General features: G+C 38.8%; 11 protein-coding genes. 3 read left to right on the top strand and 8 right to left on the bottom strand.

What is annotated here, in order from left to right; all coding sequences use genetic code 11:
* Positions 1–66: 66 nt before the first annotated feature.
* From KS419_RS05695 to KS419_RS05685, 3 genes are all read right to left on the bottom strand, one after another.
* On the bottom strand, positions 67–3,801 hold the full coding sequence (locus tag KS419_RS05695; protein ID WP_217065099.1) for a bifunctional RecB family nuclease/DEAD/DEAH box helicase: 3,735 nt from the start codon (positions 3,799–3,801) through the stop codon (positions 67–69).
* A 524-nt stretch (positions 3,802–4,325) separates the two neighbouring features.
* Positions 4,326–5,693 carry a PAS domain-containing sensor histidine kinase gene (locus tag KS419_RS05690; RefSeq protein WP_217065098.1) on the bottom strand — a complete coding sequence of 456 codons (1,368 nt, stop codon included), beginning with the start codon at positions 5,691–5,693 and terminating at the stop codon, positions 4,326–4,328.
* A 520-nt stretch (positions 5,694–6,213) separates the two neighbouring features.
* On the bottom strand, positions 6,214–7,119 hold the full coding sequence (locus tag KS419_RS05685) for a DUF6612 family protein (RefSeq protein WP_217065097.1): 906 nt from the start codon (positions 7,117–7,119) through the stop codon (positions 6,214–6,216).
* Positions 7,120–7,408: 289 nt separating this feature from the next.
* On the opposite strand from KS419_RS05685, the gene KS419_RS05680 reads away from it, so the two are divergent.
* On the top strand, positions 7,409–7,957 hold the full coding sequence (locus KS419_RS05680) for an RNA polymerase sigma factor (protein ID WP_246593669.1): 549 nt from the start codon (positions 7,409–7,411) through the stop codon (positions 7,955–7,957).
* Positions 7,938–9,083 (top strand): hypothetical protein, encoded by a 1,146-nt coding sequence (locus tag KS419_RS05675; protein WP_217065096.1) that lies wholly within the window; start codon positions 7,938–7,940, stop codon positions 9,081–9,083. The genes KS419_RS05680 and KS419_RS05675 overlap by 20 nt, the downstream gene beginning before the upstream one ends.
* A 363-nt stretch (positions 9,084–9,446) precedes the next feature.
* Here KS419_RS05675 and KS419_RS05670 read toward each other — a convergent pair whose 3' ends face one another.
* From KS419_RS05670 to KS419_RS05650, 5 genes are all read right to left on the bottom strand, one after another.
* On the bottom strand, positions 9,447–9,797 hold the full coding sequence (locus KS419_RS05670) for a SpoIIAA family protein (protein WP_217065095.1): 351 nt from the start codon (positions 9,795–9,797) through the stop codon (positions 9,447–9,449).
* Between the two features lie 118 nt (positions 9,798–9,915).
* Positions 9,916–12,033 (bottom strand): ATP-dependent Clp protease ATP-binding subunit, encoded by a 2,118-nt coding sequence (locus KS419_RS05665; protein ID WP_217065094.1) that lies wholly within the window; start codon positions 12,031–12,033, stop codon positions 9,916–9,918.
* A 467-nt stretch (positions 12,034–12,500) separates the two neighbouring features.
* Entirely contained in the window at positions 12,501–12,725 is a 225-nt protein-coding gene (locus tag KS419_RS05660) for a helix-turn-helix domain-containing protein (RefSeq protein ID WP_217065093.1), read from the bottom strand.
* 10 nt (positions 12,726–12,735) lie between these two features.
* Positions 12,736–13,212, bottom strand: coding sequence for a DUF2975 domain-containing protein (locus KS419_RS05655; protein ID WP_217065118.1), 477 nt, complete (start codon positions 13,210–13,212; stop codon positions 12,736–12,738).
* A gap of 303 nt (positions 13,213–13,515) precedes the next feature.
* Positions 13,516–14,064: a TetR/AcrR family transcriptional regulator gene (locus tag KS419_RS05650; protein ID WP_217065092.1), complete on the bottom strand. Its 549-nt coding sequence runs from the start codon at positions 14,062–14,064 to the stop codon at positions 13,516–13,518.
* 205 nt (positions 14,065–14,269) lie between these two features.
* Between KS419_RS05650 and KS419_RS05645 the strand changes: the two genes are divergently transcribed.
* On the top strand, positions 14,270–15,682 hold the full coding sequence (locus KS419_RS05645) for an IS110 family RNA-guided transposase (RefSeq protein ID WP_217065051.1): 1,413 nt from the start codon (positions 14,270–14,272) through the stop codon (positions 15,680–15,682).
* Positions 15,683–16,089: the final 407 nt, after the last annotated feature.

Raw genomic sequence — 16,089 nt, 5'->3', positions numbered from 1 at the left:
CATTTCCACTCCCTTTAAATGTCATAACCTGCGCTTTTCAATCAGGCCATGACTATTCTGACTAGTCTACGATTTCACACGATAAACATCCATGGCAATTCCATTATGGTCGATCGTTTCAAGCTCACCATTTACCTTTGCATAATTTTCAAGATTAATCATAAAATCCACACCATTGCTGTAATCTTCATTTCCTAATACTTCAAGGGATGGGGAGATGAGTTTCCTCGAGAGAAATACAATGGTTTTCTTTTGTCCCCTTGTCAAGGAGACATTCAGTCGATTTAAGCTGTATAGAAACTCCCCTTCTTTTATGGCTAATTCCAAGTCAGAAACTCCGTAACTAATGATGGCTGCGGCACTTTCCTGCCCCTGCATCTTATCTACCGTCCCAACAAAAAAGTCAGGACGTAACCCTTCCTTTTCAAGGGTTGATCGAATTAATCTGTTTTGCGCATTATGGGGAGAGATGATAAATAGTCCTTCCTTCCAAAAATCCCTGTCCCCACTAATCGAATCCTCGTACACTTCCTTAATCCCATTTAATAGATTTGCCCTTAGAACTTTGGTTATAGCAGCAACCCAATCGGCTTCACACTGGTTTTCTTGTGTCTCTTGAACACCATTATACAAACAAAGGACTAACGGATAATCCGGGTCCACCACCTTTTTCACCCACTCTTCCACTTCGGTTTCCAGTGGCTGGAGACTGATTTTCTGGGTTGAAATCTCCGTATTAAATGCAGTGTAATTTGGACCGTAGATTTTTTCTGCCGGATATCGGCATAACACCTCGTTCATACGAAAATTATCTTCCAGCTTACTTATCATCTCCTGTTTAGGATCTTGATCTATCATTAATTGAAAAATAGAGTCATAGACATTTAATTCACCGTCATTGCTCAAATACTCCCCTTGAATAATAGGGGGTAATTGATAATGATCGCCCACAATCATAATTCTTCCTTTTGGACTTACATGGGCTAGGGCCAATAAAGAATCTGCCGTTTTCACCTGGGATGCCTCATCTACCACAACCACATTGAATTTCTCCGCTAACCACCCGTTATCATAAACCTTCTGAGTGTTATACAATGTGCCACCGAGGATAACGTGCTTATCATCATTCAGCCAATGACTGATTTGCCGATCATCCACTTCTTCCACGACACGTGCCTTTTCTGTTTGAATCTTTTTTAGTTTACCTATCTTCACATTCTCCATTGTCATTTGCTGGTGGATCTTCACTAAAGCATTCTCAATTGCATTATGAGTAAACCCTGAAATCAGTATCTTTAACCTTTTTCCCCGCTTTTCATAAATTTTTATTAACAGAAGAAGGGCGGTTGCAATGAAGTGGGTTTTCCCTGACCCTGGGGGCCCCCATACACCCGTTAAAGTATAATTTAAAAAACTTCGAAAAGCCTTTGATTGACTTGGAGTAAGACCGGATTGCTTAATTAGGGTGTCTACCACTTTCTCTTCCCAGTTCGCCTTGAATTTTTTCCGATAACCGTTTGGATTCTGTAATAACTTAAGCATTACATCATTCCCAGCATCGATTGCCCCTAAACCGTTTAACACCCGTCCGCTCGTCCAGTCTGTAAAACGGACAGACAATAAATAGTTCCTTTCTGGGATCAGATCAAATTTGTTAACCTTTCCAACGATTTCCAATTCAAGGATGACCCGATCATCTTCATGCCGGTGTTCCCCAATACTGGCAAGATAAAGTTCCAAGTTTTTCGGCGCATAAAACTTGTTTCGGTAAGGATAATCTTTAAATTTCAACTGCTGTTGTTCACCAAAGTGATTATCCTCTGTTAGCACCCACGCCTCCGAAAAGTTTATATCAAATAAAACTTCTTTGTTAAGCAGCTCAAACTTTTTTTCCCCAATGTACTTAAGCCGTAATGAATCTCCATCTGTGAGCCTTTCGTCAAGGGATTTTGACCGACGCTCCCTTATATCTAAATAAGCCAGAGTGGACTCGTATTGAGTCATAAAGGCAAGTTTCGATACGATCTCGTTCTTATAGTGATATGGGACAGGAAATTGAAATTTTTCCGGCCAGGCAAATAAGAATGAATTCCCCTTATCATCCTTCGCTAAGTTACGGATACCGTCGATGACACTGCTCGCCAGATATAATCTCCCTTTCAGGTCCGATTCAATCCACTCCAGTTTTTCCGATTCTTCCTTTTCCCACACTTGATAGATGAGGTCCGATTTCATGACATTGGACAGCCTATTGGCAAGGTAGTCCTTCCGCTGATACTGATATTTAAAAGCTCCTTTTGATCCAACATACAAAGACAGATCCTCCAACTTTAAGGCCACTTCTGCTGGAACTGCAAATAAACGGCTGACAGTTGATGTTAAAATGATCACTGGAAAAGGGACAACATTTTCTGGGTGCTCATCGGACTGGGACAAAACATCACTATGAAAATGAAATAATAGATTCATTGCCTTCTCACGATAATCATTAATCGTTAATAATCCTTGAAGAATTTCGATAAGATTGCTAAATTCATAGTTATCCGTCACATAGGTTTGAACAGACAGCTGGTCACTCCATTGTTTTCCGTGATTATAATGATGAATCATGGACAATATCGTATATAAATGGTCCACGAAATCCCGCTTCCCTTGCTCACATTCATCAAATTTCGCCGCTGTAAAATGTTTCAGCTCACTGCCTGTCCCAAACAATTCCATCCCTTTCAACCGATAGATGGAGCAAGCAAATATTTCACCAGACACTTGATCTTTTTGCACGGTCAGAATCAATTGGATACTTTCATTAAATGGCATACTGGATGAATAGCTGTTATAGCTCAACACCTCACCGCTTGCAAAGGAATCTAATTGTGTGTGTAATCTTTTTAACCTCTGTTTTAACGAAAAACTTTTTTCCAATACCGATCTATTTTCATCCCCTTTAATAAAGTCTGCCATATCATTCAGACTGTATGGGATCTTATTTTCTTTAATATACCTGCCGGCTTGATTAGATAAATAAGGAAGTAAAGAGATGTGATTTTTCTCTTTCGCTTTACTTAAACAGAAATCAAAAAAGGAGCACCATTCACACTTAAATTCCAGATGCCAAAATAAGTCCTCAAACTTGGTAACTGCAATGTCGTGGAGGGTATGTGACATAAAGTGCGTTAAGTACGGTACAATATTTTCGATCGAAAGCACTTCCGGCTGTTCTTGCTTATAAATCCAAACACCTGCTTGTGAAAAATCCACTCGACCTTCGATATCATGTACCTTTAGAAGCGTGTCCAAAATAAGAGCGTAAAACGACACCTGAACTTTATGAGATACTTTGAGGGCATTAGAGGATTTAATATCTATAATTCTAAAAATTCGTTCTTCTTTGGTTTTGATACATTCTATTAAATCCGGCCGGCAATTGGAAAACATTAGTTTCGTGGGATCAATGTTGTACAATGTATAAAACGATTCTGGAACCGTCATGGTCGGTTGATATATATATTTTTCAATGGGATTCTTTAACCATTCTACAAATGCTTCAGGGGTAAAAAAACGATCCGATAATGGTATTTTCTCCATATCCATTTCTGGGATCTTAATTTTATCTTTAAGATGGATCTTAACAACCTCTTCCTCCCAGTTTGCGCCCCCGGTGAGGACGGGGGAACTGATTGTTACTTGCTCCGTGACACCTAAAGCTGTTCTTTCCTTTTTAGGCAACGCATTCAAATATAAGTACCGTTCACATTCGTGATAAAAATAACTTGCGGCTTTCGACGGCGATATTTTTAACAACTTGACGCACCCACTCTCATTCATAGGAATCTAGTTTATTAAATAATCGTAACATATTTTTCATCTGTGCGGATTTTCCTAATTTTCTCTATGAGAATAGAATGACGTCCTGTCCGTTCATCGGGCAAGGCGCCACGTCCTGTGCATGCCCGATATTAGGACGTCCTGTCCGTTCATCGGGCAGAACGCCACGTCCTGTGGCATGCCCGATATTAGGACGTCCTGTCCGTTCATCGGGCAGAACGCCACGTCCTGTGGCATGCCCGATATTAGGACGTCCTGTCCGTTGTGGTAACTCGGTGTATTCAGGGGATCATCGTTCATGTGATACCACCAGAGTAAACACTCGTGGAAGGAAGGGGATTCGAATATAATGCGGTCATCGGGAATTTTATCACCACGTTTTGAACGAATGGATGCGGCTAATTCTTCTCATCAAATAAAAGACTGCCCCTACATACGGACAAGTGCGTATGTAGGGGCAGTCACACCGATTTCCTTTTCCATTGTCATTAATTCATTCCTCATGAAATGGGTAATGTTATTTTCACGGTGGTCCCTTGATTCGATTTACTTGCGATTTCAAGAGTACCATTATGAGTTTGGACGATCTTAAGGGTCGTCATCATTCCAAGACCGGTCCCCTTTTCTTTTGTCGTATAAAATGGGGAACCGATTTTATCGAGGAATTCCTTTGGTATTCCGCATCCCTGATCTCTCACCATAATGTGAACAGACCCGTCCATGGCTTTTACCTTTATATGAATGTTACCACCTTGGGGCATGGATTCAATAGCATTTTTCACAACATTAATAATTGCTTGTTTCAATTGATTCTCAATACAATTCACAAAAGGTATTTCTGGTATCTCACAATGAATTTCCACATGCTGCATCAATGCCTGCGGACTAAATAAAGTAATGACATCCTCTAACATCTTCCCTATATTAACCTGTTGGAAGTCTTGTGCCTGCGGTTTCGCCAGAACCAAGAGTTCCCCAGTAATCAACTCAATCCTTGTTACTTCATCAGAAAGAATCGAATAATATTCCTCTTTTGTCTCCCCATTGGAGTTTTTTATGAGCTGCAAAAAACCTTTGATGGTGGTTAGAGGGTTTCGGATTTCATGGGCGATTGATGCGGCAAGTTGGCCCACAGCAGTTAGCTTTTCTGATTCAAATAGTAGTTTCTCGGTTTTCTTTTCTTTTGTCACGTCCCTTGCCATCCCGTAAACACCAACGATTTTGTTCTCTACAATGATAGGCATATTCGTCACTTTTACTAAAACTACATGACCATCTTTATGTAAAGCTTCTGTTTCATAATGCTGTGTCTTTCCCTCTGCCGCCTGCATAAAAAAGCCTTTCACTTTTTCAATCTCTGCATCAGTTACTAACGGGATAAACGACATGGACAAATATTCCGCTTCTTTATAACCAAGTAGCTCTTCCATTGCCGGATTCACACTTAAATAATTTCCATCTAAATCAAAGGAAAAGACAGCTACAGGATTTTGGTGGAATAATGATTTATAATGTTCTTCCTGTTTTGATGCTAACCGTTTCTGATTGGTTATATCCTGAAAGTATACTGACAGACCGTTTTCAGATGGATAAGCCCGGACACTGTACCACATTTTGCGGGGAAACCAATACATCTCAAAGAAAACTGGGACTTGTTCCCTCACTGCTTTATGGTATTGATGATAAACTTCTTTCCCTACCGCTTCAGGAAATTTTTCCCATAAATTTTGATGTATGACTTCTTCTTTTGCCCTGCCTAAAACTTTTGCTGCTTCCTGATTGAAATATGTAATCTTCCAATCTCCATCCACTGCAAAGAAAGCATCTGATATTCGATCAAGTATTTCATACTCTATTCTTTCGTCCAATGTTCCACACCTCCACTAACCGACCTCTGAATAAAGAACCTTTCCTAGGAAACGCTGTCCATATAACAGATAACAACAACCCCATCGGAAAAAATCGACCTCTCATTTTAATATTATTTCTATCTATACTTGTAAATTCCTTTAATTTAATCGGTAGTGGAGATAGAACGGATGGTATCAGATTAAAACAATGAATGGGAGACCAACATTTTAGTCACTGTTGCACTGAGTACTGAATGATCAAGAATCGGTATACAACTATGTGTCTTTCTCTCCGAATATTTCATAGAAGAGTGTCCGTTCATCGGGCAAAACGCCACGTCCTGTGGCATGCCCGATATTAGGACGTCCTGTCCGTCATGGTATTTTGAGGCTTATAAGTGTAGTTAAGGCTCGTCAAAGGAATTAGACGTGATAAGAAAACATATATTTTAAAAAAACAGACCTAGCACGCTCCATAATTGCATACTAAGGTCTGTTTTTTTCTATAGAAGTAATCAATTTTCAAACGTTAAATTGATCATCTGCTATGCATACTCACAGCGCTATTTTTTACGGATTCTGGTACGACTATTTCATCGAATCCGTTAAAATTTGTGTGCCTAAAACTACCTTTATACTTCTGCCACATATCCCTTCCTGCCGCTGAGAGATCATAATCCAGATTATATCCCGTCATGTAATACGTTGCCTTATCTATTAAGATTTCATATGTTCCTGACCCAGAAATACTATCACTCACTTCAAAAATCCAATTCTCCATATCTACCAGATTTGTTCCTTCCACAAACGACTTAAAATCATCATCTGTGCCAGTAAAAGAAAGGAGAAAATGATCTCCATTATCTGTTGCTTCAAAAGCATCACTTAAACTTATATAGTCATCCAACTGTTCGGAACCCATCGATGTATACATGTCTTCAATATTAAACAACCCGGCAATATCCATTTCAATGTATAGCCACGTGTTATCTTCATAATTCAGTACATAATACTCGTCTCCAACAACATACATTTCTGTTTCTTCACTTACCGTATGCATCATCGGAGTCCCAAGCATAACCATTTTCATTTCTATCGTGTTAGTTTCGTATGCATCCATCCCCAAAAATCGGTACTCGTCCACCACTTTTCCGATTGTTTCAAAACTATAAATATCTTCCATGGCCTCAGCGGACTTTAGCAGAATTCCCTCCACATCATCTGCTGACGGCTCATTAGAGGTTGCGGTTGTGTCCTCTTCCTCTTCCTTACTTTCGTCGGAATTTCCGTTTTCTTTTTCCTCTGATTCTTTTTCGCCACTGTCCGTTTGCTCTCCATTCTCGCTGTCCAGCGCCTCCGTATTCGTTTCAGATTCGCTATCTCCGCCACATGCAACTAACATTATTAAACTTACAAATAGAATGAAACTCATTAATCCCCTCATTCATACACTCTCCCTTTACCCATCTCATGAAATAAGAACATTTAATAAATATCATAATATTCTCAAGATGTATGTAATACTTAAGTATTATATTTAGTAAAATATGACAGGTGCCTGTCACTTGTCGAATACGACAGGTGACAGGCACTTGTCGTATTCTTGTCGAATTGCTTCGGGAGGAATATCTTTTTCCCTTTGAAACATTTTCTGTTTTCGTTCGACTTATCTTTTAGAAGACAATTTTAATATGGTACAAACGTATTAGAATACCAAAAAAGGAGGAAGCACATTGGGGAGGGACACCAGATATTCCATAGAAGACATTGATTCCCTCTGTGAAATATACTACAGAGATGTTTATCAGTATTGCCTTTATTTTACTAACAACAAAAGTGATGCTGAAGACCTGACACAAGAAACATTCATGAAGGTCATGAAAGCTTTACCCACCTTTAATCACCAATCCAAGGTGAAGACATGGATTATTTCAATTGCCAAGAACACAGCAATTGATCATTACCGAAGAAAAAAAATAGTGAAATTCATCCCTGATTTGTTTTTATCAAAAGAAATTACAAAGGAAGGCCTTCCCGAGTCGGAATTGTACATGAAGGAAGACTGGCAGGAAGTCGTGGATGCCCTTACTTCCTTAAAGCCCGCTTACCGAAATGTCATTATTTTAAGGGGTATCCAAGAAGTAAGTATTAAAGAAACTGCCGAAATTTTAAATTGGAAAGAATCAAAAGTAAGAGTGGACTATCATCGGGCGATTCAGCAGCTCCAAAGTATTTTGTCACCTACTGAAAGGGGGATATATAGTGATGCAAAATCAAAATGAAAGACTAATAACCATCTTGCGGGAACATCCTGATCGGGAACCTACTACAGACATGAAAGATCGTCTTAAAGCAAGGTTACGGGAACAGGCGCAGATGAATCAGAGAAAAGACTCTCTTTTTCTCACAGCAAAGATAGCTACAACTGCTTTAGTTTCTGCATTCATATTGTTCCTTCTGTTCACCTCTTCTGGACTAGACACTGTGAAGAATATGCTCCCCGGAGGGACAAGTAGTGAAACAGCTCCAGGCACACCTGTGATACCAGAAGATGAGGCCAAGGATGATGATGATGGAATGGAGGAGGAGACAACTACAGAAAAAATCCCAGCAAAGCCTTTCGTAGAGGGGGAATCATTGATTAATGTACAAAACGATTTGGAACTGCATCATGTTGATGAAAAAGCAATCCGTTCCTTCCTTCATTACCTTATGGCCGCCAAGAATGGGGATTTGGACGACATCCAAACGTTCGGATTTCTTGCAGATGACATGGATGAGAGTATAGCAATCAGAGACTTTTATGAACAAACGGTAGAATTCGAATCGCTCCAAATTCTCGAAGTGCAGTTCAGCCGTGCCGAACCGGACATTTTTGTTCAATTGGCCTATGGGGATAAACTGGAACAAAAGACGAGGGCTGCTAGTTATATTATCACTTTTACTGGAACTGATTTTGAGGTCTATGACACCATTCCTTCCCAACACGAGGCAGGCGCTTTCCCCCTAACGGAAAAAATAAAGGAAGTGTACGAATCTTTTGCGGAAAATCATTCTCCTGAGGCGTTATTAGGACTAGAACCAGTAGAATTTGTTACTTTATATTACTATACGGAACAATTGCGGGACTATGAGACGTTGTATGAGCTCCATCTTCAAGAGGAGAAGTACCTTCCTTATGAATCAAAAGAGCACTTCATAGAAGAAATGACAAGCCAATCAGATGGTACAACCAATTTATCTGATACGATAGAAGACGAACTGATCACCATGTACCGTTTTTTTCTATGGGAAAACAAAAGTGATATTGGTGTAAAAATGATATTTAAAAACCAAGAGCATCCATTGATATTTCATGTGGATATGGAAGACGGTGTTTATAAATCTCATTGGTTGCCCCTGCAATAAACACTGTCTCCCAGGAGAAATATAACACAGGCTGACAACTCCCATAGCGAAAGCCGATAGGTTCTAAAAGGTATTTACATTCCTATAAAAATAGTAGCACAAACCACGGCGTCAGCTATGGATTGTGCTACTATTCTACTATTAGTGGTCACTTATTGTGTTTAGATTAGGCTGTAGCTGCTCCTTAGAGAGGGAACTGAAAAAGTTGTAAGATACTTTTTCAGTTCCCTCTCCTTAGATTGACGGTGCCTATTTTAAAGTATGCGCCACTATAGAAACTCATCGATGGATTTTTCTCCGTTACTCAGATAAGCCTGAATCCGTGATTCCTGGTTCTAGCCATAGGAATACAGGAATCCTATCCTATTCTAACCACGCTTTCGCCTTTTCTTGTTCCTCCATGTGGAAATGTTCTACTTTTACTCCTGGTAAATAGTCCGCCATTTTCATTCCGATTTCGATCCACTTTTTCTCACTGACAACGGCAATTTTTTTAAAACTCCTCCAGTGATTCATATCAAACTTTAAATCTTCTAACACTCCTTGCAATGAGTACCTCACATCACGAATCACCAGCAAAAGTTTTACTTTTTCGTTATCTGCTTTTTTCATCTGAAAATAATCTTCAAACTCTTTTATCTCTTGTGCTGTGATCTTACCATTGACCTCCACCTCAATAACATCGTCTAACTGATTTGTTTTAAGTGCAATCATCTGAAAACCTCCTTAGAACATCCTCACATATAGTTTTACCCGTATCACATTCTGCAAAACTTAAATAGACTTGGAAGGAGGTATGTGATCATGCCATCCATCTTTTCAGGGAGAGAGATCATTCTATAACGATTTTATCTTCTTTCACATCCACAGAAATGGAATCAAGATGACCTTCATCAATGATCAGATCTGTCACTTTATCCTCTATTTGTTCCTGAATTACTCGGCGCAAAGGACGGGCACCGAATGCTGGGTGATATCCCAATTCGGCAATTTTATTTTTCGCCATATCCGTGATACTCATGCTAATACCATGTTCTTTGAGCTTTTCCGTTACTTCAGAAACCATAATATCAACAATCGCGATAAGCTCCTCTTTTTCCAGATGGTTAAAGTCGACGATGGAATCAAAACGATTGAGAAACTCTGGTTTAAAATAATCAGCCAGTTTCTCCAAAACAGAAATAGCGGTAGATTCTCCTGTTGATGTAAAACCTAAGGAATCTTTCTTTTTCTGTCCAACGCCCGCGTTGGATGTCATGATAATTACCGTTTCCTTAAAATTGACTACCCTACCCTGACTGTCAGTTAATCGCCCATCCTCCATGATTTGAAGGAACATATTCAAAACATCGGGATGTGCTTTTTCCACCTCATCTACTAAAATGATAGAGTACGGATTGCGGCGTACCTTTTCTGTTAATTGACCAGCATCCTCATGTCCCACATAACCTGGAGGGGATCCAATCAGCTTGGAAACCGCATGTTTTTCCATAAATTCACTCATGTCGAGACGGACCATTGCATCTTTAGAGCCGAACAATTCCTCTGCCAATGTTTTGGTTAGCTCAGTTTTACCTGTCCCAGTTGGTCCAACAAATAGGAAGGAAGCGATTGGACGATTTTTAGCTTTCAATCCCACACGGCCCCGTCGGACGGCTTTCGCTACTTTTTCCACCGCTGTCACCTGTCCAATGACTTTAGAAGCCAATCGTTTCTGAAGATCTTTTAACTTATGTTGTTCTGCTTCGTCCAGTTTAGATACAGGAATCCCTGTCTGCTTTTCAATAATGGATTGAATGAGTTCCACGGTAACCTCGTTATTTCCTGTTAGTGCCGTTTGGGATAAACGTTCCTTTAATTCACTTTCTTCATCTCGAAGTTTTGCTGCTTTTTCATAATTTTCTTCCGCAGTTGCCATATCTTTTTCTTTCTTTACTTCTTCCAGACGCGCCTCGATTTTAACTTTATCTGTTTCTCCCAGATCCAGGTTAACCTTTGAACCAGCCTCATCCATTAAGTCAATGGCTTTATCCGGCAAGAATCGATCCTGAATGTATCGTTGGGATAACTGGACACATGCTTTCAAAACCTCATCACTGTATTTCACATCATGGTAAGCTTCATAAACGGGACGAATTCCTTTCAGAATTTCCAATGCTTCATCAGGTGACGGCTCAGAAACTTTCACTGGCTGAAAGCGTCGTTCGAGAGCAGGGTCCTTTTCAATGGCACGGTACTCCTTTAATGTTGTTGCTCCTATCATTTGGAGACTTCCCCTTGCTAAAGCAGGCTTGAGAATATTCCCCGCATCCATATTTCCCTCCTGCGAACTTCCTGCCCCTACCATCATGTGCAGTTCATCAATAAATAAGATGACATCTTCTCGATCTTCCAATTCTTTGACGAGCTGCTCCATTTTCTCTTCAAACTGCCCACGGTAACTTGTCCCTGCCACAAGGGAATTCAGCTCTATGGTGTACACATGTTTATTTCGGAGTTTTACCGGTACTTTCCCCTCGGAGATCTTCAGGGCAAGTCCTTCCACTATCGCTGTTTTCCCAACACCTGCCTCCCCAATTAACACTGGATTATTTTTCGTGCGGCGGTTTATGACTTCAATGACTCGTTCAATTTCCTTATCCCGTCCAATCACAGCATCAATACGTCCTTGCTTCGCTTCCTCCGTCAAGTTACGTCCATACTGATCTAAGAAACCACCGTTTCCTGGTGGGTTCCCTCTGGATGGCCTTTGATGGTGCTTATTTTCATTTGAAAAATCATGTGCTCCTGTTTGAGGAGAGAATAGGTCGTCAAATGATCCATAAAAGTTAAACGGCTGTTTGATGGATTCATAGCATGTGGAACAAAGTTTCACCTTGTGTTCCTGACCATTAATTCTTGTAAGTAAATTAACCACTGCGTTATTTTTTTGGCATTTTTCACATATCATGAACAATTCCTCCTATCCATATTTGATTCTTACATTTGTTTTTAAGGTGTGTTTGACTTTGACTAATGAATCAAAAAAATAATGAATGACTTCTATCCTTTGAAATGTTTGACTTTGACTAACTTTGACTAATGTTTTATAAAAAAAGTAATGAATCATCACATGTAGTTTGATAAATTAAATCGTTGTGTAACATCATCTGTTACTCATCGAACGAACGATTGCTTCTATGCTTCAACGTGTTTGACTTTGACTATCTTTGACTATTGGATTAAAAAGAAAGATGAACCTATATTTGTTCATCAAACTTTTTATTAATTTTATTATAGCGAATATTTTTGTTTCGTCAACATTTTTACTCTTAAATCACTATTGAAGTTTTAGTAAACGGACAATAATCCTCGTCACTTCAGTCGCAGGTGTTGACTTTATTACTCCTATCTTCATCAAACCAAAACTCTCGTATCTCATTCCTCTGCCTCCACGTCGTCACTTCTATATTCCAATAAATCTCCTGGCTGGCAATCCAGTGCTTCGCATATGGCATTTAAAGTGGAAACTCGGATCGCTTTTGCCTTTCCATTTTTTAAGATGGATAAATTAGCCATGGTGATCCCCACTCTTTCTGATAATTCCGTCACACTCATTTTTCTCTTTGCCAGCATCACATCAATATTAATAATGATTGCCACTACTATCACCTCAAACCGTTAAATCATTTTCCATTTTAATATCGAGGGCGTTTTCCAATAATCTCTGTAGAACTGTTGCAAATACCGCAATAACAACTGCTGCAAAAATGATTGTAAAACCAATAATTGCAATCCCAGGATGGAGGGCATTTTGAGTAATTAGAATAATGCTTCCAAACACATATAAACCACAAATGGTTAAAGCGCATATTTTAATTAAACTCAGTCTCTTCACGGCCATGACAGAAAAAGCATTATCTTTATCTATCAACCGCAAGATTTTCAAAGCATGGTATAGTGCATAAAAAAATGGTATCGCCGTAACATACAAGCCAATGAGGACAGGATATTTTAAATAAGCATACTCCGGAAACATTTCAGCGGACTGATTCGCCATCCACGGCAGCCAAAATATACATAAGCCAACTACTGTGACACCAATTAATATAATAGCTGCCTTTAACAAAAATGTTGATCCCCGTTCCAGCATAAAACCACCTCACTATTTTATTAAATGGCTCTGTTATATTTTTTTGTTGATTTTCGCTTCAGGACCCTCGCTACAATCAACCGTTTATTAAAATCAACATTAATTTAACATTGCCTATTAAATAAATATTACCTCACTATTTATCGAATTACAATAAATAATTATTAAAATTTGATAATTATACACCGATATAAAAACAAAAAAGCATCTCCTATCAGATGCTTTGCATGTATTTCCAGATAAAGTATGAAACGTACCTGTTAGATTATTTTCACACGTATAACTGATCCATTTCTTTATTTATACTCTTAAGATTTTTATTAATAAGTGATTCATCTCATCTACTGATTTTTGAAATCCTTCTTGATACCACTCGTAAATAATCCCCAATATGGCGTTCGAATGATAAGCAATTTCATATCTGGTTAATTCATCGTGCTCTGCTGTAGACTCGATTGAATGTAAAAAGATTGATCTGATTCTTTCAAAAAACAGTTCATAGTAAGTAAAGGTAGACTGACTATTAAATATGAACTGATAGAACTCCTTATTCCTATATACATGCTCAAAGATATGAATCATCTGCGGTTCCAGCTTTTCCGATTGAAGATGATGTTCCGTTGCTTTCTGTAATGATTCTTCCATTTCGTCCAACAATTGACATACGAATTCTTCAAAATACTTTGGCACATTTTCGTAGTGGAGATAAAATGTCTTCCTTGTAATCCCTGACCTTTTACAAAGGTCTGTGACAGTAATTTTTTCAAGGGGTTTGTCCCTCAGTAATTCCATCATTGCCGTTTCTAGGCTGTTTTTCGTTTTAATCACACGTAAATCCTTTTCATTCATGGTTTGGTTCCCCCAATTTGTTGAACGAATTATGACAATTACATTTAAAAGGATTAATAGACAAAAAGATGACACAGACAGAATCGACAGGTGCCTAGTATAGTAAATAGATCAAGATAATAAAAAAGGTCACCGTTTTCTAGTAGTATAGAAGTACCTATCACAGAACTTCTAATATACTATCCCAACCAAAGGAGAGAAAACGATGACTCATTCTATATTCAAACACATTCAAGGGAAAAATGGAAGTCGATGGGCTAAGTTTATTAAAGACGTAGGAACAGAGAATATATTATTAGTGGGAGTGGATGCAGCAAAGTACACCCATAAAGGGATGGTTAGTACCTATTTTGGGGAAATCATTGTAAGCCCATTTGAGTTCGATGCATCCCTTACGGGAATTGAAAGGGTCAAGGAACTAGTAAGCAAAATAGAAAAAGAATATGGCAAGAAGGAGATTGTAGTCGGAGTGGAGACAACAGGGCATTACTATGAGGACCTAGTTCTTCATTGTCATCTTGCAGGGTTTCATGTTCGTATCATTAATTCAGCGACTACCGCCAAGGAACGAGAAGCACTTTTAAATTGGTCGAAGACAGATAACCTGGATCTCATGGCTATCATCCAAGTACTAATAAATGGACATGGTACATTCGCCGATTTGACGAGCGGAAAGATACGTGAACTACAAAAATTAACACGTGCTCGCCGTGAATTAGTGAAAGAAATGTCTACAATGAAGAATTTAATAAGGTCTTATATTGATCATATATTTAGAGAGTTTCAAGGAAAAAGTGTATGGGTCGATGGAAAAAGAGAAAAAGTGAAACCCTTTTCGGATCTCTTTGGGAAAACCTCACGGTTTATCATGCGCCATTATTTACATCCTAGCGATATACTTACTCTTGGGGCCGAAGGGCTACGCAAAGTATCTGTTGATCATAATCTCAAAATACGAGATGAAAGTATTGATATATTACTAGATTTCGCTCAAAACTCCATTTCAAGAGGAAAACAATTGGTAAAATCAGAACAATTTCTTCTTAACCAAAAGTTAGATCAGTTTGATTTACTCGATAGGAATATTAAAGAGCTAGAGAAAAGGATAGAGGATCTTTTCATTGAAACCGACGGTGGAATTCTCCTAAGCGTCCCTGGAATAGGTGTTGTGACTGGTGCTGAATTGTTTGCGGAAATGGGCGATATATCGGATTTTGATCATGCAGGGCAATTAATCAAGATGGCTGGAACGAATCCAATTGTCAAGCAGTCAGGCGACAGAAATCCTTCCTACTATGGAGTCTCAAAGCAAGGAAGAAGGCAATTTAGAAATATTGTTTACCAAGTAGGGAGATCATTGGCCCATAATAACCCAGAGATGAATCAAAGGTACAAAGCGTTCAAAGAACGTGGGAAACACCACCGACAAGCATACGTGGCATTAGGGAATCGTATGATACGTTTAGCCTTTTCAATGATCCGAAACAATACTTTATACCGTACTAACCAGGGGAATTATCGTTTATACAATGAATTATATAAAAAGCTGCATAGTCCTAATATAAAACGTTTTTATGAAAAGTTCGTAGCGTCTGAAACTTACCACCAATCGGCTTAGAAAGTAAAAATCTATTTATAATAATCAAAGCAACCAATTTATAAATCCTATGTATAAAACATATAAGATATAAAAATTAGAAGTTAAATTTAGAAGGTTAAAACAGGGACTCCTCTAGGACGTTAGATCACATTGTTTATTGTGCCTGAGGCTTTAGACCTCGCGTGCCAGCGTAATGGATCTTGTCCTGCAAGTACGAATAATACGTGAAGAAAAAGTTGTATTTACTAGGCGGTACCTCTGTAGTATGAAAACGCAAGATCCTTTCACGTCGTAGAAGAGTCCTTTTATATTGTTCTGTGATAGTTGATCCTTTTCAAAAAAATGGAAAACGGAAGGTTTAGTTTGAGTTACCCTTTTTTAGCCAAAATTCATTATTGACTTATTTACCATTATACGCTGGCACC

It is taken from the genome of Evansella tamaricis, from assembly GCF_019042215.1.
GTDB lineage: Bacteria > Bacillota > Bacilli > Bacillales > Salisediminibacteriaceae > Evansella > Evansella tamaricis.
This window is presented reverse-complemented; position numbering and strand designations above follow the sequence as displayed.

Excerpts from the sequence above, each read along its gene's own strand:
- KS419_RS05645 (WP_217065051.1), top strand. The coding sequence starts at position 14,270 with ATGACTCATTCTATATTCAAACACATTCAAGGGAAAAATGGAAGTCGA.
- KS419_RS05685 (WP_217065097.1), bottom strand. The coding sequence starts at position 7,119 with ATGAGGGGATTAATGAGTTTCATTCTATTTGTAAGTTTAATAATGTTA.
- KS419_RS05665 (WP_217065094.1), bottom strand. The coding sequence starts at position 12,033 with ATGATATGTGAAAAATGCCAAAAAAATAACGCAGTGGTTAATTTACTT.
- KS419_RS05650 (WP_217065092.1), bottom strand. The coding sequence starts at position 14,064 with ATGAATGAAAAGGATTTACGTGTGATTAAAACGAAAAACAGCCTAGAA.
- KS419_RS05670 (WP_217065095.1), bottom strand. The coding sequence starts at position 9,797 with ATGATTGCACTTAAAACAAATCAGTTAGACGATGTTATTGAGGTGGAG.